Here is a 23,109-nt window from a genome sequence, read left to right as displayed (position 1 = left end):
AAAATCATGAACAACCAACGCGAATCAGATCAATACGACATAAAGAACATGGAACACCTGGTCAGCTGGTGGCAAAATGGCTCCTATGAACTTCTTGCAAATACAAAACTTTCCAGTATCGCGCTGCATCCAGAGCGATCAAAAATTGCGGTGCTTATAGCCTCGGGCCATTTGCAAATTGGAAACAGCAACGTCGCTAAAAGCCTAATCTATGCAGCTTGCGTGGATTCAAATGTGAGAAATTTTGCCAAAAGCTTACTAATAACAGATGCCCACTATGAGCTTGCACGTGCTTTTCACTTGAGTGGACAGACTGATAAGGCGTTGCACCACATTGATGCGGCACTAGCTTCAGCACCAGTGATCGGCAACACCCCAACCGTTAGCAATAAAATTAACGAATTGGCGCATCATCTTTCATCAGGTTGTCAGGATACCCCCAACTTTCAGCCCACAGTTCGGTGGCTTGAAAAAAACGCGAACAACAACTTGCTACTTGCAACTCAAATTCTTGATAAAATTGATAAGCAACCTCTAATGTTTGAGAAGCTTCGAGAGAGCTTCACTACCTTGCTGAAGAGTGAACTATTAAATCACGCAAGTCAGCTCGAAGCATTTATCGGGATTCAGAATTATATTAACCACGGTGAAATGCTGCCACAGATGCACGGATGGCCTATCAGTCCTGATTTGGCATTCTGGCTGATTAGTCTCATTCAGAAAAATCATTATGATGCGATTATTGAGTTCGGCTCGGGCACGTCGACGATTATAATCGCACAAGCGCTGCATTCAAAAAAAATCAATCAGAACACAAATCAAACCCTCGCGAAACACATCGCATTTGAGCATCTCGAAAAATTTCATACTAAAACCATTTATGAGTTAAACGGCAGCCAGCCCAAACACAATACTCAGGTAATCCTCGCCCCACTAACAAAGCAAACTTTCCCAAGTGGGAGTTACCAGTATTACAGTTGTAGCCAGCACCTTAAAGATTTCGCAGCAGATTTACCAGACGCTCCAACCAAAATATTAGTATTGGTAGATGGCCCTCCAGCGCGAACAGGAAAACATGCTAGATATCCGGCACTTCCAATTATTCTAGAGCATTTTAAAAATTCTGAATTTGATCTATTGCTAGATGATTATGCTCGACCGGATGAAAAAGAGATCGTAAAAATGTGGAGCGACATCTTGGAGCAAGACAACCGCTATTGTTATACGCTTGAAACAAGAAAAATGGAAAAGGACGCTTGTTTGATATCAATTCAAACCATCCTAGCAAACTAAATCAAGGCCGCCTTCGACTTCGCGAAGCGTCGCTACGGGCATAATATACGGCTTTAGCTGATTCGAGTCAGACAAAATGAAACACATCACAAGCGGTAACAAAGCATTTCTTCAAAAGCGCTACAACACGGCTCTAAACCATTATAAAGCCGCATCAAGAGTAATTGATGCCCAACTTTTATCTTACAATATATTTAAGTGCCAAGAGAGCTTGTCCAGCCATAAGGGAAGCATAACCCCTGCTTGGTCGCATGCCTACTTTGACAGCCGGGGCCTCGCAACTAAAAAGAGTGATAAGAAATATATTGCAGGCATAGCTTCGATGCCTAGCCGCATCCCGACCCTGGAAAAAGTTATCCAGGACATCTTGCCGCAAGTTGACGAAATTCATATTTTCCTTAATAACTACACTACAGTGCCTGCGTTTTTGTACAAGGATAAGATCCATATTTACAGAAGCCAGGAGCACGGAGACCAGCGTGATAACGGAAAATTTTTCGGTCTAAATCACGTAGATAATGACTCTTACTACTTCACACTTGATGATGATATCCGATATCCTCAAGGTTATTTTAATTTATTAGCTCAAAAGCTGAGCGACAATTCAAACAATGTTGCCGTGGGGATCCACGGAGTTATCTATGCTCCTATGCCAAAGTCGTTCTTTGAGCGCATTACATTTAACTTTGAGAGAGAGCTTGCCTGGGACACTCCCGTGTCAGTCTTAGGCACTGGAACAACAGGTTTTTATACTGGAAAAATAAAGCCGCCTTTTTCTCATTTCACTGCAACAGGAATGGCGGACCTATACTTCGGCTCTTACTTGAAGCAAAAAAATATCCCAGCATTGTGTATTCGCAGACCACAAGACTGGTTGAAAGAATATGAACGAGATGATCGCAGCGACACCATCTATCATGAGACTAAATCATCTTCGACCCCATATGATAATTATTTAGTCAAAAATAGTCCATGGGGCGTCAATCTCATTCAAGAAGCCGTTGAACATGCAAATATCGCGTTACAACCTCCCGCAAGTGATTTCCTGCACTTCATTAGCAAGCTTCCTCTAACACATGTCACAAACAAACACATTCACAATCCGCATAGCGACTTTTTTAAGTGCGCCGGTATATTTCCGCACAGCGATGAAGTATATCTGAAACATGCAGCCACACTCGCTAGGTGGGTTATTTCATCCGAACCTGAGCTACCTGAACCATCTTGGCTTATAGCAAATAGCTTGATCCGCGGAGATGGGTCCGAGATAGAGCACCCCACTTTCGACCGCGAAGTTGCAGCTTGGAACCTGTCAGCTTTGAAATCGTATACCCTAGAAAGTCAAAATCCCGAAATAGTTTTAACACTAGAGGTCGTGGAACTACTTCTTTCACAAGACGTCTACGGTAAAAATTTTGAAAGAGTGCTCCGGGCTTCCCTCAAAACTGGCCAGAGCAATCTGATAGTTCCATGCGTCTCTGACAAAATCCTTTACGATTTAGATCATGATTTAATTCATAATCTCCTCAAAGCCGCTATTGACGAAAACTCAGAGTCAAGACATAGGCTTCTGAAATGCTCTTTGGCAATAACCAGCCCTAGCCATACTACGGCGTTTCTGAAGGCGCTCTATGACTCTTTGGAAAATTCCGACGATAATGAACAATCCTTATTGCATGTTATCAATGGCAAATACAAGACAAAAAACAAAGTTAAACATCTAACTGAAGTATTACGAGTCGCTTTACAGCATGGAACTCGAATTCTACCGACCAAAAGATTCGCAGTCCTTCAGGATCCGTCTATTGAAATTGGCGTCAAACGCATTATTTTAGACGCGTTGATGACCGAAAATAGTCTTAATCAACAAAAGCCAGTAGAATTACTGATCAAATCTCTAGACATTTATCAGTTCAGCGAATCTGAGCATGCTCTTAGAATAGCTGAGCTTCGCCGACAGTCAAAACCTAACGGCCAACACTTGATTACCGCACTCAATGTATACTTTAAGAGTTGCGGCATGACGCAAATTACACGCCACGCGAAAAAAGGATCATTTTTTACAGGCATCAAATCAGCGTCAAAACACTACTACTCAGAAAATCACGGCCTCTGCAGTGTAGTTATTGCAGCGTATAATGCAGAAAAAACGTTGCAGTATGCCTACGATTCAATTTGCAACCAAACGTATCCCAATATTGAGATATTCATTATAGATGACTGCAGCGAAATACCCGTAGAAAACTACCTAGCACTTAACCCAACCATTAAAACAACTGTAATCCGTAATCTTAAAAATGAAGGTCCGTATGGGTGCAGAAATGTAGCTCTTAATCAGATCTCAGGCGCTTACTATGTAATTCAAGACGCCGATGATTGGGCTCATCCTCAAAAACTTGAACTACAGATTGATAGTATCCAATCTCCTGAGCTTGTTTGTTCTTATGCTCGCCACGTACGCATCACCTCCGAAGGTGCTTTGAAGCTAGAGAACCACGGAGAATTCATTGGGCATGGACCTATGACTAGTTTGTTTAAGTCAAGGATCTTCAAAGATATTGGAGAATTTGATGCAGTTGCAACGCGAGGTGACATGGAGTTTAAAGCTAGGATAAAGCGTTTTTATGGAACCGATGCAATCTTCGAAGACAAGCGGCTGATGCTGCTATCACTGGATTGGCATAGCAACTCAAAACAAAAAACCTCCTCACTAAATAAGGCTTATAAACTTAGCCACTATAAGGCTAGCTATTCACGATGGCATGCGCTTTTACCATTTACACGTACTGTGTAACGGCCACCAGATCTTGTCTGACGAAAATTAGCTAAACTGTTGATCTAGCTTATCAGCCTTGTTACGGACAAACAACTTAAGGACAATGTAATGAAAATTGGAATTGTGGGCACCGGGTATGTAGGTTTATCGAACGCGGTTTTGCTCGCACAGCATAACGAGGTTGTCGCGCTTGATATTATTCAACAAAAAGTTCAAATGTTGAATGATAAAATATCGCCAATAGCAGATGACGAGCTAAGCCACTATCTAAAAAATAAAGATTTAAATTTTCGAGCAACAACCTGCAAACATGAAACCTACGAAAAAGCTCAATATGTTGTTGTTGCCACCCCTACTGACTATGATCCAGACACCAACTATTTTGACACTTCAACTGTCGAATCAGTTATCAATGATATAGTAAGCATTAATCCACACACAACCATTATCATAAAATCTACGATTCCGGTAGGATTCACTGAACGGATTCGAGAAAAATATAAAACTAAGATCATCTTCTCTCCCGAGTTCCTGCGAGAAGGCAAAGCGTTACATGACAACCTTTATCCAAGTCGAATAGTAATAGGCGATACAAGCGGCGAGGCAATAGTATTTGCGAAACTGCTACAACAGGGCGCGATAAAACAGGACGTTGCGACTGTATTTACAAACTCAACGGAAGCAGAGGCTATTAAGCTTTTTGCAAATACTTATCTTGCAATGCGTGTCGCTTATATTAATGAGCTAGATAGTTACGCAGAGTCTCACGGCCTAAGCAGTCGACAAATCATAGAAGGCGTGGGCCTAGACCCTCGCATCGGCACCCATTATAACAACCCATCATTTGGTTACGGCGGCTATTGCCTCCCGAAAGACACAAAGCAATTATTGGCCAATTACAAAGATGTACCACAACACTTAATCCAAGCTATCGTCGACTCTAACACGACAAGAAAAGATTTCATTGCAAATTCGATCATCAAGCGAGAGCCACAGGTAGTCGGCATATACCGTTTAGTGATGAAGGCAGGCTCTGATAACTTCCGCGCCTCCTCAATCCAAGGCATTATGAAACGAATTAAAGCAAGGGGCATTCAGGTAGTAGTCTATGAACCGACACTATCTGATGCAACTTTTTTCAACTCTAAAATCGTGAACGACTTTGACGAATTCGTCAATAAGTCGGATGTCATATTGGCAAATAGAATAACCGCTGAGCTTTCAGGATATACCGACAAGGTCTATACTCGTGACCTGTTTGGAAAAGATTAAGCCTAACGCTGGAGCATAGGTTAAATAGTTTGTATTTCGTCTATGCTAATCTCAAAACTCGCGAGAATGTGAAATGTCTATCATATCTCTTCAAGAATTACCCGAGCACAACACCTCTCATTCAGGCGAGAATTCTTATTTCGCCAATGCTCAAGAGATTTTCAAAGAAAATGAAATGCTTAGAAGTAGCCTCTTTCAGCTTCAAGAACAATTTGAAAACTCTATTTCCGTACATCCAAGTAAAAAAAATCAAGATCTGGCAATGCTTGATTGCTCCCACAGTGAATCCTTATCCCATGAACAGATTATCATTGACCAATTACTTCACGCGCAAGAGCAAATTGAAGCCTATCATAACTTCTGTGGTGAATTAATAGCGGCGCTAGCACGTACGGAGGGCCTTCTGGATCGGGCACGCGACTTGATGCAAGTAAACCATGATGGTCAACGGCCTTGAGTGTCGAGACCACAACCTATTAATGGGCTAGATATTATACACATCAAGACCAGCCATGCCAGACATTGAAAATTATCATGACAAGCTCCTCCCACTTTGATGCCGTGTGGTATTTGGAAAAATATCCGGATGTATTAGCAGCCGGAATTGATCCTCACGAACATTTTATAATGTATGGAAAACAAGAAGGACGCTCGCCTCATTACATCAAAGCGGTGGATCTCGAAGCTAAGGTATTTGGTGGTTTTTCTAATCATGCAATTGCTGAGTTAGAAATCCTGTATAGGTCTGAAAACACCTCACCGTATGAAACTAGCTACGCAGCTTGGGCGTTAGGACGGTGGTTTTCGTCCATCCAGAATTGGCATAAAGCGACACCATACTTAAACTCAGCTTATGATGCTTCAAGCACAACTCTTGACAAGCTTCAAGTAGGCGTTACTCTCATAAATTCATTATTACAACTTGGTGATATAGGTAAAGCAGAACGCATTTTAAGTTCACTCTATAAATCAAACCCTCATTCTCCGGAATTATATCTATCCGCCGCCAATATTTTGGCCTCAGCTAAGCCGGATAAAAACTTATTAAACCGAAGATTGGCATGTATTAATGCAATTTATCTAAAGGCAGGTTTGCTGCCAGTTTCATTGCGTGAAAGGTCTGAAGCCTTAAGCTTCGAAAACCTCACAGCACCTCCAATAACAAAACTATCTTTTCCACATAAAGTTAGTGTATTGGTACCCACCTTCAATGCTGCAGACCATCTAAGTACAACTTTATCTGGCATTCTTAATCAGACCTGGGACAACTTAGAAGTAATAGTCGTTGACGACTGCAGTACCGATGGAACTTTTGAGCTAGCGAAAGAATTTTCCAACTTTGATGATCGCGTCAAAGTAACTAGAAATGATTTGAACCGGGGAGCGTATGCTGCTCGTAATACCGGACTTTCCATAGTGAGTGGGGATTTCATCACTAATCACGATAGCGATGATTGGTCCCATCCACAGCGTATACAAATTTTGGTCGAAAGCCTGCTAGAACAGCCTGAAAAAATGGGTGTGATGGCTCATTGGGTACGTGCAGATGATAATCTGTTTTTTCAAGCATTGCGGTTAGAAGACAGATTGATTCATGCAAGTGTATCTACGCTATTGGTTAGGCGCCAGGTTTTTGAAAAGCTTGGAGGTTGGGATGTTAGCAGAGTCGCCGCAGACTCAGAGCTACTCGAGCGCATTAAATTATCTTTCGGTTTCTCCTCAGTATATTCGGCTTACCCAGGTGTACCGTTGGTTTTTGCGAGGCATCACTTAAATTCCTTGACCAACGCCTCAGCGACACACATAAAGTCTCAATACTGGGGTGTCCGAAAGCTGTACCGCATGATAGCAGAACGCTGGCGAGCCCGCACACCCCAAGACAATCTATATCTTAGTGCTAATAGCCTATTCAATACCTTCAAAGTCCCCAATGCACTGAGCAGTCTTAGAGGCGTGCCTACAACATTCGACATTGTAATTTACGGAAACTTGAGCTTAGATAGCAAAAATTTTGACATTGCAATACACTTCATTGAAACCCTTTTTGCTACAGGTCGGACGGTAGCTGTTTTCCATTGGCCCAATTATAAGGCTGCAAGACTAACAGATATCGCCGATTACTTTCTTGATCGAATGCTGGAGGGATCTCTCTACATTTTATCACCCGGTGAACGGGCTATAACGGACAACCTACTAATTATCGATCAAGACATTCTCGCGGAATCACCTGACACACTCCCTTGCGTTGAGTTTTTCGGGTGCGAGCTTCTTGACCTAACTCGTTTAGATGACACATATAACCACTTCACAAAAATCTCTCATTCTGATTACAAACTCGTTGAGAATTCTGATCTGTTCTCTTCTTCGTGGTATTTAGAGGCCTACGAAGATGTGGCTCGAGCTGGAATATCACCGTTGGAGCATTACATGTCCCATGGTGCATTCGAAGGCCGTATACCAAGTCCAGTCTTTAATGCCGAGCGTTACCTGAGCTACTTCAAAGGCTTAACTCCCATTGAGGTGCCGGCACTTCTTCACTACTTAAAGCTAGGCAAGTACATGAGCCTAGACGCTAGCAATCCCGTTTTCAAAGGAAAAGAAGATAATAATAATTATCCATTCATTATGGTTTGCGGCCACGCGGCTAATACTCAGCTATATGGTGCTGAACTGAGCTTGCTTGATCTTATTGACGCATACTCCGCTTGCGAAGTAAATTTAGTTGTAACCCTACCTTCATCGATGAATACAAGCTACATCGAATGCATCAGAAGTAAAGTTCATGCCATCCATATCGTCCCATGCCAGCTTTGGACCGAACGGACCAATCCAGACGTTTATTTTGTAAGGGTGTATGAAAGCCTCATTAAGCAATATAACCTAAAAGTTGTCCACGTTAACACTATTACGTTGCGAGAGCCTATTTTAGCAGCCCAGAACTTGAAAGCCTTTTCTTTCATACACGCACGAGAATCAGTGCAGCATGACCCCGAGCTATGCAAGCTAGTAGGCTTGCACCCAGCCGAAATCATTAGCTATGTCTGCAAATCGACTAACTTTATCATTGCGAATTCTGAATTCACTGCTGGCATTTTTAATAATGCGCGCTCAACCTTCACCCTACCAAACATCGTTGACACCTATAAGTTTGATATTCCAAATAACATATCTAAAGACTGCATCAACATTGCCCTTATAAGCAGCAATCTACCCAAAAAAGGTGTTCAAGACTTTATTGACATCGCTGGCATTCTGCAGGCATCTACTCCACAAGCACGGTTTTTGATAATAGGTCCAAGAAATAATTTTATAGCTAACTTGCAGTCTGAACTCAAGCCTATGCCTACGAATCTTAAATTCATGGATTACATATCAAACCCCGTAGAAGCAATAAAGCTTTCAAACATAGTTGTCAACTTATCACACTTTGAAGAAACTTTTGGGCGTACCATCCTTGAAGCACTAACTGCAAGCCGCCCCGTTGTTGCTTATGATCACGGAGCTGTTAGCGACCTAATCACGCACGGAAGTGATGGATACCTAATTCCGCCACTAGATAAATACGCCGCAGCAGAAGCACTGAAGAAGCTGTGTCAAGATCCAGAGTTTATTTTATCAATGGGCGAGGCTGGACGAAAAAAGGTCTTTGGCAATTTTACGCGCAAACACATGATCAAAAAACTGAAGCAAATTTATGCAAGAATTGATATAAGCATTTGACAAAAACATAGATCAAATCCGGCATATAGAAAGCCCAGCTTATGAGATGAAATTGAGAATGCGCTTTAATAGCAATGCAAATAAAAGCAAGGTTTTGTCCATTTAATACCTGGAGCTTCGGCAAGTCAATTCGGTATCGATTTCGTCATTAAGTGATTTCGATGCTTAATATACTTACCACAAGCCCAATTAGCAGGTATTATAAGCGGGAACACATAAAGCTCTTAAGCTAAAATGGGGAATTCGAATGATTTTAGTCACAGGTGGCGCAGGGTTCATTGGATCAAATTTTGTTATGCAGTGGTGTGCTCAGAGTGACGAACCAGTCGTCAACTTGGATGCACTCACCTACGCTGGCAACCTTTCAAACCTTAAATCACTTTCCGGGAATCTGAGGCACCACTTCGTTCACGGCAATGTATGCGATGGTCCATTGTTGCACCAGCTTTTGGCGGATCACCAGCCACGAGCCATAGTACACTTCGCAGCTGAGTCTCATGTAGACCGCTCCATCACGTCGCCTGATGCATTCATCGAAACCAATGTCGTAGGGACGTTTCGTCTCTTAGAGGCAGCGCGCAACTACTGGAATAGCCTGCTTGGTCCTCAAAAAGATGCTTTCAGATTACTCCACGTTTCTACTGATGAAGTCTATGGGACGCTGGACCCAACAGACCCCGCGTTTACGGAGGCCACTCCATATAGGCCAAACAGTCCGTATTCTGCTAGTAAGGCGGCGAGTGACCACCTTGTCCGCTCTTACTATCACACCTATGGAATGCCGGTCCTGACCACTAATTGCTCAAATAACTATGGACCTTTTCACTTTCCGGAAAAACTGATACCACTGATGATTGTCAATGCGCTGGCTGGTAAGCTCCTGCCTGTGTACGGTAACGGCCAGCAGATCCGGGATTGGCTGTACGTCGAGGACCATTGCGCAGGTATCTGTCGTGTCTTGGAGGCTGGTGCCTGTGGCGAAACCTACAATATAGGCGGCTGGAACGAGAAAGCGAATATTGATATTGTCCGTACCGTCTGTCACTTGCTAGATGAAATGGCTCCGGCCTCCGAGCGCAAGGTGATCAATCAGAGCACCGGAAAGGTAGTAAAAAGTTACGATGAATTGATTACTCATGTAGCCGATCGTCCAGGTCATGATCTACGTTATGCAATCGACGCAGGGAAAATTGAGCGCGAACTCGGCTGGAAGCCAGTTGAAACCTTCGAGTCCGGTATTCGTAAAACTGTCGCATGGTACTTGAGCAATCAGGAGTGGGTAACCGGCGTCATGGATGGTAGCTATCGTGATTGGGTAGCCAAGCAATATGAGATTGGCAAAAAGTGAAGATTCTGTTGCTAGGTAAAAGTGGCCAGGTCGGTTGGGAACTTCAACGCTCCCTCGCTCCGCTGGGTCAGCTGATCTCACTTGACCGCCATGGCGACTTCGGCTTGTGCGGCGACCTAACCGACCTTGAGGCTTTGGCGATAACCGTCCGCAAAGTAGCGCCGGATATCATTGTTAATGCCGCTGCCTATACAGCCGTTGACAAAGCAGAGTCCGAAGCAGCGCAGGCAACGTTGATCAATACTGAAGCCCCAGGGGTTCTATCACTTGAAGCTGCGGCCCTTGGTGCTTGGTTGATCCATTTTTCCACTGACTACGTATTCGATGGTAGCGGTGCGACCTCGTGGTCAGAAGATGCACGCACCGGCCCGCTTTCGGTCTATGGCCTTACCAAGCTTGAGGGTGAAAAAGCTATTGCAGCGAGCGGCGCTCCTGCCATTGTGCTGCGTACAAGCTGGGTTTACGCCGCCCGCGGTCAGAACTTTGCAAAAACCATGCTGCGTCTGGGCAAGGAACGCGATCCGCTCAAGGTGGTATCCGATCAATTCGGTGCCCCCACAGGCGCAGAGCTCATCGCTGATGTCACTGCGCACATCATTCGCCAGATCTTCAGCCTACCCGATGCTAGCAATCTTGCGGGTACCTACCACCTGGCAGCGGCGGGCGAAACCAGTTGGCACGGCTACGCACAGTTCGTATTTGATTACGCCAGCAAAATGGGCGCTGAACTCAAGGTACATGCCGACCAAGTAGGCGCGATACGTACTGAGGACTACCCTGTTCCCGCAACACGGCCGCGCAATTCGCGCCTGAATTTGGCTAAACTGGAAAAGACTTTCAACCTCAAGATGCCGCCTTGGCAGCAAGGTGTGCAACGAATGCTGGACGAGATCCAGCTTTAAGGACGCTCAATGGCCCGCAAAGGAATAATCTTGGCTGGAGGCTCGGGCACACGCCTGCATCCTGCCACCCTGTCGGTTTCAAAGCAGCTGCTACCGGTCTACGACAAGCCGATGATCTACTACCCGCTCAGCACCCTGCTGCTGGCGGGTATTCGCGATATCTTGATCATCTCGACCCCGCAGGACACTCCCCGCTTCGAGCAGCTGTTGGGGGACGGTAGCCAATGGGGCTTGAGTCTTTCCTATGCCGTGCAGCCTAGCCCTGACGGGTTGGCACAAGCCTTCACCATCGGCGCAGACTTCATCGGTAATGATCCTTCTGCACTCGTACTCGGCGACAACATTTTCTATGGGCATGACTTCCAGTCGCTGTTGCTCAATGCAGACAGCCGTACTACCGGCGCCTCTGTCTTTGCATACCACGTTCATGACCCTGAGCGTTACGGGGTGGCGGAATTCGACTCGAACGGGCGTGTTCTGTCGATCGAAGAAAAACCCAAAGCACCGAAGTCCAGCTATGCGGTCACCGGGCTTTATTTCTACGATAACCAGGTCACGGGCCTTGCCAAGCAGCTCAAGCCTTCAGCGCGTGGCGAATTGGAAATCACCGACCTCAACAACTTGTATCTAAAGCAGCAGCAACTGCAGGTTGAAATCATGGGGCGTGGCTACGCTTGGCTGGATACCGGCACCCACGACAGCCTGCTTGAGGCCAGCCAGTACATAGCTACCATGGAGCGCCGCCAAGGGCTCAAAGTGGCTTGCCCCGAAGAAATTGCGTACCGCGCAGGCTGGATCAGCGCTGAACAGGTCGAGCGCCTGGCGCAACCGCTGTTGAAGAACGGCTATGGGCAGTATCTGCGCAATTTGCTTGAGGTTAAGGTCTTCTGATGCACGCTATTGCTTTGGCCATCCCGGACGTCTACCTGTTCACCCCCAAAGTATTCGGTGATGAGCGTGGCTTTTTCTTCGAAAGCTTCAACGCCAATGTCTTCAAAGAGGTCACCGGCCTGCAACCAGACTTCGTTCAGGACAACCACTCCCGCTCTGTGAAAGGCGTGCTACGCGGCCTGCATTACCAGCTGCCGCCACATGCCCAGGGCAAACTGGTGCGTGTGGTACAAGGTGAAGTGTTCGACGTGGCGGTGGATATCCGCCGGTCCTCCCCTACTTTTGGCAAGTGGGTCGGTGCGGTGCTTTCTGCGGAGAACAAGAACCAGCTGTGGGTACCGCCAGGGTTTGCACACGGCTTCGTGACTTTGAGCGACACCGCCGAATTCCTCTACAAAACGACTGATTTCTACTCGCCCACCAGCGAGCGTTGCATTGCGTGGGATGACCCTGCTATCGCAATTGAGTGGCCGATGGACTTCGCGCCAAGCTTGTCGGGCAAAGACCAGCTGGGACTGGCACTGGCAGACGCTGAAGTATTCAGCTGATTGCCACGCGGGGCAGCGTCTTCTTGCGCAGCCCCGCTGCATTGACAGGCCCCCGCGAGCAGTGCCAGCATTTCCTTTTTTTCCCGCCAGTGACCTCTCGCATGTCTGCCGCCCCTCCTTCAGCCGAACGGCTGTACACCCTGGATACCCTCAGAGGTATCGCCGCGCTTTGTGTCGTGTTCTGGCATTGGCAACATTTCTTCTACGTCGGCGACAGCCCGGCGGGCTTCGAGGGCACACGCCAGCCTTTTTTCGCGGCACTGACACCGCTTTATCAATATGGCGGCCTGGCCGTGCAGCTATTTTTCTCGATCTCGGGGTTTGTGTTCTTCTGGCTGTTCGCCCAGGGCATCGCCACGGGTAAAGTGTCGCTGCGCAGTTTCGCTGTGGATCGCTTCAGCCGGCTCTACCCGCTGCATTTGCTTACGTTTGCCGGGGTGGCGGCGCTTCAGTGGGCCTATTGGGCTAGCCACGCCAGCTATTTTGTCTACCCCTTCAACGACAGCTATCACGCCCTGCTCAACTTGCTGCTTGCGCCAGCATGGGGCTTGGAGAAGGGCTGGTCGTTCAATGCGCCGATCTGGTCGGTCTCGGTAGAAGTACTGCTATATGCGTCATTCTTCGCCATCTGCCTGGCGGGCCGTTGGCGCTGGTTGCTGGCCGCTGCGGCCTGTACTTTGGGCCTGCTGCTCTACCCCGGCAGCTACAAGATTGGTAGTGGTTTATTGTGCTTCTATATCGGTGGCATCGCCTACGCTATGCTTTGGCAATTGCGGCGTTGGGCCGGTAGCGGCGTCGCACTGTTGGTGTGTACCAGCGTGGCACTGGGAGCTTGGGCGTTGCTACTGCTCGCCAAATCGGTGAACACTTACCTAGTCATGTGCCTCTGCTTGCCTGCCACCTTGGCCATGCTGGCCGCCGCTGGCCTGCACTGGCCAGGGTTGTTGCGCAGCACTGGGTGGGTGGGTGATATCAGCTATGCGTCCTATCTACTGCATTTCCCGCTGCAAATAGCCTTTGCCCTTACGTTCGACAGTCTGGGTTACTCCCGCGAAATTTTCTATCAGCCGTGGATGATGCTGCTGTTCTTCGCTTTGCTGATACCCATGAGCCTGGCCTGCCACCGGTGGTTCGAGCGGCCCGCTCAACGCTATTTGCGCGCCAGCCGGTTGTCAGGCACTGGACAATCGGGCATGCGCGCACCCGCCTGAGGCCGCGCCTGGCACCTATAACGCTTTCTCTCATTCGAGCCTGGAACCTAGTATGTCGACAACCTTGACGCCTGAAGCACCGATCCTGATCACGGGCGGTGCCGGTTTTATCGGCTCTCACCTGACCGATGAACTGCTTGCCAAAGGGTATGCAGTACGAGTGCTGGACAACCTGTCCACGGGCAAGCGCAGCAACCTGCCGCTGTCACACCCTAACCTGCAACTGATCGAAGGCGACGTGGCCGACGCCGCGCTGGTGGCCCACGCCGTAAAGGGCTGTGCGGGTGTCGTACACCTGGCGGCGGTCGCTTCAGTGCAGGCTTCTGTTGACGACCCGGTCCGTACTCATCAGAGCAACTTCATTGGCACCTTGAATGTGTGTGAAGCAATGCGCCTTTGCGGTGTGAAACGGGTGGTGTTCGCCTCCAGTGCCGCAGTGTATGGCAACAATGGTGAAGGGGCCTCCATCGATGAAGACACGCCCAAAGCGCCGTTGACGCCTTATGCCTCCGACAAGCTGGCCAGCGAGTACTACATGGACTTTTACCGCCGCGAGCACGGGCTGCTCCCTGTGGTATTCCGCTTCTTCAATATCTATGGCCCACGCCAGGACCCGTCCTCGCCTTACTCGGGCGTCATCAGCATTTTCGCCGAGCGCGCACAAAAAGGCCTGCCGATTACGGTATTCGGGGACGGCGAGCAGACCCGTGACTTCTTCTTCGTCAGCGATCTTGTGAAGCTGCTGGTACAAGGGCTGGAGTCGGGGCCGGTGGCCGAAGGGGCCATCAATGTCGGCTTGAACCAGGCGACTTCTTTGAATCAGATCCTGGCAGCATTGGCGCAGGTCCTGGGCAAGCTGCCAGAGGTCAGCTATCAGCCAGCACGCGCAGGCGACATTCGCCATTCAAGGGCCAATAATCAGCGTTTGCTCAGTGGGTTCGAAATGCCTCGGGCTACCGCCATCGAGGTGGGGCTGGCGCAACTGCTCAAAGGCTAGGCGGGGCCAGCGGAACGTGCCTGTTGGCACGTTCCGCATGGGGTCAGGCTTGGGTTGGGGCAGTTTGTGCCTCAGGATCCCTCGCGTACTCCAAGAGGTATTCCAAGCTTAACGCTACCTGCGCGCCGCCGCGCGCCAGCAAGGCTGACTCCGTGTTGCGCGCAACCAGCAGATGGCGCTCATCCACCACAACCTGTTTGCCCAAGGCGCGGTAAGCTTCGATGAGCTTCATCGCGGCGTCCGGGTCTTGGGCTGTTGGCCCCGCCACCCACAGTACATCTGCTTGCTCTGGCGCAATCCAGTTCGAGGGAATGCAGCAGGGCTGGCTGGCAGGCTGCGGCCGGTTGGCAGGAACCGGGCACAGCGCCTTGAGAACGCTGTGGAAGGTTTCAGCCGATGGAGCGCCATGGCATGCGATCAGTTGTGGGGCCTCGCTACGTTCGGCGCCAGGGCCGGCCAGCAAGGCTTCGATACGGTCGATCTGCAGCTCGAAGGCATAGGCCTGGATGCGCTCACGACCCGCCTTGCCATGGGCTTCCAACACCGCCGGCTCTTCGATGTAACGGAGCAAGCAGCGCGCCAGCGCTTGAGCGTCGCCGTGGTCGAACAACTGACCGGTCACGCCTTCATCCACCAGCTCGGGTATGCCGCCTATCCGTGAACCCACCACCGCCAGGCCACAGGACATCGCCTCGGTAATGGTCACAGGTTGGTTTTCCGGGCACACCGATGGCAGCACGAACACATGCGCCTGGGCGAAGCGCTCGGCGATACGCGCATTGGGCAGTCTGCCCCAGAACTTGGCAGAAACCTTCGGCGCATTGTTGCGCAGTTCGGCTTTGTAGGTTTCAAGCATATGGCCGTCACCGACCATGTCGACATGCACCCGCTCTGGCGGCAGCAATGCCAGCGCCTTGAGCAAGGTAGGTACGCCTTTATGGCCACCCATGTAGCCGGTGAACAGCACATTCAGGCGCGGCCCGGGCGGTGGCGGTGAGGTGTGGCTGAACCGCTCGAGTTCGATACCGTTGGCGATAACATTCATACGCGCGGCAGGCAGGCCGTTGGCGATGTAGGTGTCGGCCAGGTAACGGCTGGGTGAAATGAAATGATCAACAGCATCCAATTGCCAGCGCAGGTAATCCTGACGCATCCGTTGCGGCAGCAGCAGGTCACCGTTGTAGATGTGCGAATGACATTTGTGGCATTGGGTGCTGTCTTGGCACAAGGTGTCCTGGGTGGTGATGCGCGTGCTGTTCATGCAGAACCCCCAGTGGTCGTGCAAGGTCAGCGCAATGCGGATCCCATGCTCACGCGCCAACTGCAGGATGCCCAAGGACAACCCGGCCATGTGGTGCGCGTGGATCACATCGGGGCGCCATTGAGCGATCAGGCGCAGAAAGATACGTTCGACGCCAGGGTGCGCGACGTTGTTGCCGGTTGGGGCAAAGTCCAGATAGGTCAACGACACCCGGGTAACCGGCATGCCGTCGAAAACCTCCTGCTCCACTGGGTAGCCAGGCAGCCCACGGCTGTTGTCCCCTGCCAGCACGCGCACCTCATGGCCACGCGCAGCCAGCGCGCGGGCCTGGTGGTGAGCGATGATTTCTGCACCGCCGATCACATGGGGCGGGAAGAAATTGGATATGACAAGAACCTTCATTGAACAAACCCTGGCGCCGCAGGCGGGTAAGTATGGACATCGTAACCTGGTAGTTCAGTAGCAGGCTCTTCGGTCAGGCCCAGCGCTGTTAGCGTTGCGGCTGGGGCGCCCTGTTCAACCAGCAGCAGGCCTTCGACACGGCCATTGATCAGTGAACGCAACGCATCGATTGACGCTGGGTCAGCTGCCTGTGCTGCCGACAGCACGATGAGGTCGACGGCGATTTCGTTATCACGCAGCTCTGCCTGGAGGACGGGCACTGCAACACCTACCGGCGCATCGATGCGGCTGAGGTTGGCGTGGCGGCTCACCTCACCAGTCAGCTCACCCTCCGCGATTTGCCAGGCACGCGTGGCTTCGTGGCCTATCAGGTCACGCAACCAAGGCGCGTGCTCCCCCAACAGAAGTGCGCACTGAGCCGGGCGTTCCGCCAGCAGACAAGCCAGCGCAAGTTGGCCAGGCTCATCTACCAGCGCCACTTCGGGGTCGATAAGCAGGTGCTGCCACTGCCGCGGCAAGGGTTTGCCAGCATGGCGAGTGGTGTGGCTGGCCAACTGCCGCAACAAGGCACGGGCATAGCTGCGCCAGGTCAGGATAGGACGAGCAACCGCTTCAGCAGCCAGTTGCAGATAGCCTTGTGGGTCACTCGCCAGTGCGTGGATTTGCGCAGCCAGTGCATCGGGGTTGGTCATGTCCACTGTGCGGCAGCCACCTTCGGCTGCCAGCTCCGCCATCACGCCGCCGGCATGGCACACGCAAGGACGGGCATGCCAGAGCGACTCGACAATAGGCATGCCATAGCCTTCTACCAACGAGGCGTAAACGCTGACGTGGGCCTTGGCGTAGTAGTCATTGAGGGTGGCGTCGTCTACCACACCATGCCAGGCAATGCGCGGGTCGGCCGCACTGGCCGCGCGCACGGCCTCAACGATGTAGTCAGCACCGGCGTAGCGATTGCCGATGAGGTCCAGCTGCCAGTCGAGGTCCGGATAATCACGGGCCAATCGGGCAACGGCTTCAAGTAGCACTTTATGGTTCTTGCGCGGTTCCAGGGTAGATACACAGAGGATACGCAGCGGCTCGCCCGCACGCGGCACCGAGGCCGGGGTGGTGGCGCGCGGGGAAGCAGTCAGCTCACCCGGGATCCAGCAGGTTTTCACCTGCGCGTGAGGCGCGATGCCTTCACGCGCCCAGAATGCCTGCAACTGGGTGCCCGCATCGGGGGAAATCGGCAGCACGCGGTCGGTTTCGGCCAAGCCTCGCATGTAGGCTGCGTGGTTGTCCCGGATGATGGTATCGGCAACCCACTCAGGATGGGTGACCGGGATGGCATCATAGAATATCGCCGCAACGTTCAGCCCCGCCTGGCGGGCAGCGGCGCGGCGCGCCGGGCCTTGGCGTTCGAAGACGATTTCACTTTGCAGCAGCCAGCCACCGCGCAAGGTGCGAGCGCCAAGACTGGCCAAGGTCTGCCGGCGGTGAGCAGGCGAGCGCGGCAGCTCGTAGTGTTCTGGATAGGGCTTGGGCCCGCCATACAACGCCAGATTGTTGTATTCACCTTCGGTGGGCAGCACATACTCGCGCAGCGTCTCGTCCCAGGTCACGAACAGAGGTTCGCCAAAATCCTGCAGCTTGCGCGTCAAGCTGCGCACTACCCTGGCTACGCCGGTATTGGCGGTATCGCGCAGGCAGGCACTGGTGTCGATCACCAACCGGGGGGCAGGCAGGTCCCGGATCGGGCTCAACGTGCCGAGCAGGTCCTCGTAGGCCTTGATCGTACGTTGCCAAGTGAACGTCTGCTGGAAGGTGTCCAGGTGGCTTTCCCATTCGGGCCCTGCCAACGCTTCACCGGCCAGCACCTGCAGGGCCTTTTCGGCCATTTCCTGCTCGTCGACGCACAGTTGACGGGGGTCGGCGACCACTTCAGGGTGCGCACCGATGTTCAGCACCAGCACTGGCTTGCGAAGCTGTTGCATCTCGGCCAGGGGCAAGTTGAACCCTTCCCAGCGCGACACGCTAAGCCCCAACTGAGCGCTGGCCATCAACGCGGACAACTCGGCATCGCTGGGGTGGCCCAACGGCAGGATATGCTCAACCAGGTCTGCCGGCAGTTTCAGTTCGTCTGCGGTGGCCAAGACGCAGAAGCGCGCCTTGGGATGCTCAGCGATGATCTTCCGGGCGATGGGGTAAAGCCCTTCGCTGTTTTTATAGTTGCCCGTTTCCCAGCGACCAAGATTGATGATCACAGGGCCTTCAACCGCTTCGTCTGCGGTTTCAACACGCGCAACCTGGTGCCCCTGCTGCCAGAGGCTCTGGTTGACACCACCGGTCAGGTGATCTGCGCCCAGGTGAATCATGGCAATTTCCACATCCGGGCCGGCGTCGGGCAGGCTTTGGGTGCGGGACACGAAATGGCTGATCGGCGTGACCACCCGTGCTTCGGGCAGGTATTCGCGACGTTGGGCACGCAGCCGCTCTTGTACCAAGCGGGCCGGGCCAGTCATATCTTCATAAGGAACACCACCGCAATCGAGCGCCACCGTTGGCACGCCCCATTGGCGCAATACCGCGATGGATGCATAGAACGGCCAGCCGCCAATCAGGGCTACGGTCCCCGTCACGTCTCGCCCTGCGGGTGCGAACAGTTGGCGATTGTCGCGCATCCACTGGGCAGTTACTTGGTCGAGCTCTGTATACGGGCCCAGATGCTCAGGCGGCGTGTGGATGTCGTCGGTGATGCGGCGCAGCACGTCATGGTTGGCGCGCTGGGCCACGAAGGTAATGTGCCAGCCTGCGGCCTTGAGCCCTTGAGCCAGCAACAGCAATACACGGTCGACGCCGAACCGGAACAGCAGGCGCTCGTTACAAATAATCAGATGCATGGGAGCACTCCAGCCCTATCAAGGCGCATAACCAATGGCTGCGTAATCCTGCGGCCCGAACAGCAAGCCGTTGAGCGGGCCTGTGATGGCCTCGTCACTGCCCTTGAGCAGGAGCGAGGGGTCAGCTGGGTGTCGACGGTCGATTTCAACACGCTCAAAACCACGGGCCTTCAGCAGAAACGCCACCAGCGCCGGCGGCAGCGGGTTGCGGTGCGTTGGGTCGACATAGAAGTTGCAGGCCCCGGTGATCAGGTTTTCTGGGTTCGGGGTTTCGAACAGTACCGCGCCACCGGGGCGCACAACCCGAAGCGCTTCGTCGATCAGGCGGATGAAAACGTCAAGCGGCAGGTGCTCGATGATGTGGAAAGCTGTCAGCCCCGACAAACTGTGGGCAGGCATGGCAGCCAGATACTCCAAGGCATCGCCCATGTAAACTTCAAGGCCGGCCTGCTTGCAACTGTCGATCATGGCGCTGTTGGAATCGACGCCGATCGCAGGGATGCCCTGCTCTTTGAGCAGTTGCAGCCACTCACCGCGCCCGCAACCGAGGTCCAGCACAGGGTGCGTGAGCCATTGCGGGTCGACCGGGAAGTAAGTGAGGTTGTGTTTGAGCCGTTCGCGGATCATTTCCGGCGAGCCGCGGAAATTGGCTTCGAACTCCAGATAGAGCTCAGCCGGCATGCCCGGCGCTTCAGCCACCGCAGGCAACGCTGCACCGCTGGCACTGGCCTGTGGCCTCGCCTGCAGTTCAGCGATGGTCATGGTCTGCTGGCGCACCAGTTGCTCCAGGCGCCGCATGCGTTCGATCAGGTACTGCTCGTTCTGCTGAATGGCCAGGCCGTAGGTGTAAAGGCTCTGGTTGGTCTGGTCCTGTACCTGTACGCCGACATTGCGCAGGCGGGTATTACCGTCGGCAATGTGCCACTCCAGAGCATTCAGTCGCTCGGGCAGATGACGGGTGACGGCCAGCACATGCATGACGCGAAGCGCCCCGGGGATACGCACCACCACTGCGCGCGCCAGGGTGATGAAGAGGTTTTTCAAGGTAGCCCCACCCGGGCGCTGACGCGCACGGGTGAGGAAATTCATGACCCGCGGATGGCCGAAGTATCTGCCCACCACCGGTAAGGCGCGCAATTTGCGGTACAGGCTAGGAGGTGGCGTCTGGGCTTGCGGGGCCTCGTCATTGGCGGGAGCGGTGGCCGCGACTTCCGGCTCCACGGGCGCCTGGGGGCGAGCCGGCAGCACGCCTTCGAGGTCGATCAGTTCGAAGCTGCGCACGATGTCGGTGGGCACGTCACTGGGCAGGTTGGCACTGCCGGCACTGGCCGTGACACGCTCGTACTCCCGACGGTTGACTTCAGCTTGGATCGTTTTCTGCAGTTTTTTAAGATCGATAGTCATTATGCATACGTGTTCAAACGGGTGGAGTGGCCAGCACCAGCGGTTCACCGCCCGGCACTGGCTGCGTACGTTACGGGAACACCAGAGGCGGGCATTCTACGCAGGTCATCTTGCCACCGTCGACGGCGGCCAGTTCCTGACAGCGACGCGGCTGCCCTCTACTCGGTCAGTCGAGCTTGAACTCTGCCTGCATGGCACACACGCCGGCGAAGTGCTTGTAACTGCTGTTGGCGATCACATTGAATACCACCGCCTTGTCCCACCAGTCGAAGTTATCCTCGATATGGTCGGCGCCACCGTGCAGGGCCAACGTCAGGCTGTAGCTGCCAGGCCCTACGTTGAACGCCGGAATGGTAACGGTCAGGTGCTGCTCCTTACCGGCCTCGACGCCCAGGTCACGCAGCTCGCCACGCAGCCAAGTGTTGGTCCCGAAGATGTCGTAACCCGTGCGGTCTTTGAACATGAAGCCCAGCGACAAGTCGTAAATCGGCTCGTTAGCGCGGATTTTCAGGTTCAACGTCAACGGCGCACCCACTTCAAGCATGGTGGCTGCCCGGCCATTGCTGCTGAGGGTAAGCTCTTCGATACGCGCCTTTCCGTTGCCTGAGCGCCCTGCGTAAGGCGCATTGACAGCTTGGGCCTGTAAGGAACCCTCTTCTTTTTTGGCAATCAGCGCGTTGTAGTAGTCCAGCACTTCGTCCGGGCGGCCATCCATCAACATTTTGTGATCACCCAGCAGGATGGCACGGTCACACAGGCTCTTGATGGCGCCGGGGTCGTGGGAAACGAACAACAAGGTCGTACCCTGCTCGCGGAAGTCCCGGATACGGGCAAAAGACTTGTGTTGGAAGTAGGCATCGCCCACCGCCAAGGCCTCGTCCACGATCAACACTTCCGGGCGCACTGCAGTCGCCACACTGAACGCCAGGCGCACAAACATACCGGAAGAATACGTGCGCACGGGCATGTCGAAGTAATGACCGATCTCCGCGAAGGCTTCGATCTCGGGCATCAACGCGACAATTTCGGCCCGCTCCAGCCCCTGCATGCGGCCGGCCAGCGCGACGTTCTGGCGGCCAGTGAATTCGGGGTGAAAGCCCATACCCAGCTCCAGCAACGCGGCTATGCGCCCCGTGGTGGTAATGGTGCCTTCCGTCGGCATGGCGGTACCGGTAATCATCTTCAGCAGCGTACTCTTGCCTGCGCCGTTAACCCCGATGATACCGACCGACTCACCCTGCCCTACCTGGAAACTGACGTTGCGGATGATCCAGTTCTGATCGCGCTTGCACAGCCCAAGCCAAGTACCCAGTGCGTGCCAGCGACCTTTGAGTTTTGGATAGGCCTTGCCTACCTGTTCTACGAGAATAGTCATATCAGATCTGATCAAGCAGGTCGTTGTAGCTGCGCTGATAAAGCACCACAGCCAGAAGGAAAACGATGACGGCAAAGCCGAATGGATAGGCCAGTTGCGACAAGCCTACCGGCTCGCCCAGCAACGCCTTCTGCGCCGTCAGCACCAGAGGGAAGATCGGGTTCCACGAAAGCATTGCCTGTACGTGTTCGGACAGAATACTGAGTGGATAGACGATGGGCGTTGCCCAGAACAGCGCCTGGAAGATCACGTCACTCAGCTGACCGATATCACGGAAAAACACGTTCAGGGTGGCTAGAAAAGCACCCAGCGCGATTCCCAGCAGCACAGTGGTAAGCAATACCGGTATCAAAACCAAGGCAGTGGTCATCAGCGGGAAACCTGATATGACCATGAACAGCACTACCAATATCAGCAGGATCAGGCTGTTGAGCGCTGCCGTGGCGATGACTGGAATGAACAGGATGAACTTGGGGAAGCTTGATTTCTTGATCAGGTTGGCATGTTCTAGGAAAACCCCCTTGCCACGCTGCACCAGCTCCAACAGCAGGTTCCAGGTGATCAAGCCTGCGCACAGATAAATGCTGTAGGCGTACTGGTGTTCGATACCGGGCATACGAGCCTGCATCAGGCGCGAGAAGATTACGGTATAGATGAACACCATGAAAATAGGGGGCACCACCAGCCACAAGGCGCCGAAGGTCGACCCGGCATAGCGGCTTTTGATCTCCCTCAGGGTGATCGCGAATATCAGACCGCGGTAACGCAGTACATCTTTCATTAGCGACAGCGGCGTATTCATTGTTCTGGACTCACCATGTACATAA

At 52.2% G+C, this 23,109-nt stretch carries 16 protein-coding genes; 11 read left to right on the top strand and 5 right to left on the bottom strand.

From position 1 onward, the window contains the following. The first annotated feature begins 6 nt into the window (after nucleotides 1-6). From ABRP30_RS06985 to ABRP30_RS06935, 11 genes are all read left to right on the top strand, one after another. Nucleotides 7-1,293 (top strand): methyltransferase FkbM, encoded by a 1,287-nt coding sequence (locus ABRP30_RS06985; RefSeq protein ID WP_349976073.1) that lies wholly within the window; start codon nucleotides 7-9, stop codon nucleotides 1,291-1,293. A 76-nt stretch (nucleotides 1,294-1,369) separates the two neighbouring features. Then, the gene (locus ABRP30_RS06980) at nucleotides 1,370-4,087 is read left to right on the top strand and encodes a glycosyltransferase family A protein (protein ID WP_349976072.1); all 2,718 of its coding nucleotides are present in this window, start codon (nucleotides 1,370-1,372) and stop codon (nucleotides 4,085-4,087) included. A gap of 90 nt (nucleotides 4,088-4,177) precedes the next feature. Beyond that, a complete protein-coding gene (locus ABRP30_RS06975) occupies nucleotides 4,178-5,341 on the top strand; it encodes a nucleotide sugar dehydrogenase (RefSeq protein ID WP_349976071.1) in 1,164 nt (387 codons plus the stop codon). A 73-nt stretch (nucleotides 5,342-5,414) separates the two neighbouring features. Continuing rightward, nucleotides 5,415-5,798: a hypothetical protein gene (locus tag ABRP30_RS06970; RefSeq protein ID WP_349976070.1), complete on the top strand. Its 384-nt coding sequence runs from the start codon at nucleotides 5,415-5,417 to the stop codon at nucleotides 5,796-5,798. Between the two features lie 77 nt (nucleotides 5,799-5,875). Then, a complete protein-coding gene (locus tag ABRP30_RS06965; RefSeq protein WP_349976068.1) occupies nucleotides 5,876-9,061 on the top strand; it encodes a glycosyltransferase in 3,186 nt (1,061 codons plus the stop codon). Between the two features lie 247 nt (nucleotides 9,062-9,308). Next, nucleotides 9,309-10,409: a dTDP-glucose 4,6-dehydratase gene (gene rfbB, locus ABRP30_RS06960; protein WP_349976067.1), complete on the top strand. Its 1,101-nt coding sequence runs from the start codon at nucleotides 9,309-9,311 to the stop codon at nucleotides 10,407-10,409. Further along, nucleotides 10,406-11,311: a dTDP-4-dehydrorhamnose reductase gene (gene rfbD / locus ABRP30_RS06955; protein WP_349976066.1), complete on the top strand. Its 906-nt coding sequence runs from the start codon at nucleotides 10,406-10,408 to the stop codon at nucleotides 11,309-11,311. Before rfbB ends, rfbD begins: the two co-directional genes overlap by 4 nt. A gap of 9 nt (nucleotides 11,312-11,320) precedes the next feature. Continuing rightward, complete coding sequence (rfbA, locus tag ABRP30_RS06950) at nucleotides 11,321-12,202, top strand: glucose-1-phosphate thymidylyltransferase RfbA (RefSeq protein WP_349976065.1); 882 nt, start codon at nucleotides 11,321-11,323, stop codon at nucleotides 12,200-12,202. Then, on the top strand, nucleotides 12,202-12,750 hold the full coding sequence (gene rfbC, locus ABRP30_RS06945) for a dTDP-4-dehydrorhamnose 3,5-epimerase (protein WP_349976064.1): 549 nt from the start codon (nucleotides 12,202-12,204) through the stop codon (nucleotides 12,748-12,750). The genes rfbA and rfbC overlap by 1 nt, the downstream gene beginning before the upstream one ends. A 101-nt stretch (nucleotides 12,751-12,851) precedes the next feature. Further along, on the top strand, nucleotides 12,852-13,961 hold the full coding sequence (locus tag ABRP30_RS06940; protein ID WP_349976063.1) for an acyltransferase: 1,110 nt from the start codon (nucleotides 12,852-12,854) through the stop codon (nucleotides 13,959-13,961). A gap of 52 nt (nucleotides 13,962-14,013) precedes the next feature. Then, a complete protein-coding gene (locus tag ABRP30_RS06935; protein WP_012313303.1) occupies nucleotides 14,014-14,958 on the top strand; it encodes an NAD-dependent epimerase/dehydratase family protein in 945 nt (314 codons plus the stop codon). Between the two features lie 43 nt (nucleotides 14,959-15,001). On the opposite strand, the gene ABRP30_RS06930 is transcribed toward ABRP30_RS06935, so the two are convergent. From ABRP30_RS06930 to ABRP30_RS06910, 5 genes are all read right to left on the bottom strand, one after another. Continuing rightward, nucleotides 15,002-16,621 carry a glycosyltransferase family 4 protein gene (locus ABRP30_RS06930; protein WP_349976061.1) on the bottom strand — a complete coding sequence of 540 codons (1,620 nt, stop codon included), beginning with the start codon at nucleotides 16,619-16,621 and terminating at the stop codon, nucleotides 15,002-15,004. Continuing rightward, nucleotides 16,618-19,503 carry a glycosyltransferase gene (locus ABRP30_RS06925; protein WP_349976060.1) on the bottom strand — a complete coding sequence of 962 codons (2,886 nt, stop codon included), beginning with the start codon at nucleotides 19,501-19,503 and terminating at the stop codon, nucleotides 16,618-16,620. Before ABRP30_RS06925 ends, ABRP30_RS06930 begins: the two co-directional genes overlap by 4 nt. Nucleotides 19,504-19,521: 18 nt before the next feature. Further along, nucleotides 19,522-20,907 carry a class I SAM-dependent methyltransferase gene (locus ABRP30_RS06920; RefSeq protein ID WP_241802916.1) on the bottom strand — a complete coding sequence of 462 codons (1,386 nt, stop codon included), beginning with the start codon at nucleotides 20,905-20,907 and terminating at the stop codon, nucleotides 19,522-19,524. A gap of 166 nt (nucleotides 20,908-21,073) precedes the next feature. Continuing rightward, nucleotides 21,074-22,282 carry an ABC transporter ATP-binding protein gene (locus ABRP30_RS06915; RefSeq protein WP_241802915.1) on the bottom strand — a complete coding sequence of 403 codons (1,209 nt, stop codon included), beginning with the start codon at nucleotides 22,280-22,282 and terminating at the stop codon, nucleotides 21,074-21,076. A 1-nt stretch (nucleotide 22,283) separates the two neighbouring features. Further along, the gene (locus tag ABRP30_RS06910) at nucleotides 22,284-23,084 is read right to left on the bottom strand and encodes an ABC transporter permease (RefSeq protein WP_012313298.1); all 801 of its coding nucleotides are present in this window, start codon (nucleotides 23,082-23,084) and stop codon (nucleotides 22,284-22,286) included. Between the last annotated feature and the right edge of the window lie 25 nt (nucleotides 23,085-23,109).

Source organism: Pseudomonas sp. WHRI 8519 (genome assembly GCF_040224055.2).
GTDB classification, from domain to species: domain Bacteria; phylum Pseudomonadota; class Gammaproteobacteria; order Pseudomonadales; family Pseudomonadaceae; genus Aquipseudomonas; species Aquipseudomonas putida_X.
The sequence above is the reverse complement of the archived record's forward strand: the minus strand, read 5'-3'. Positions and strand labels throughout refer to the sequence as shown.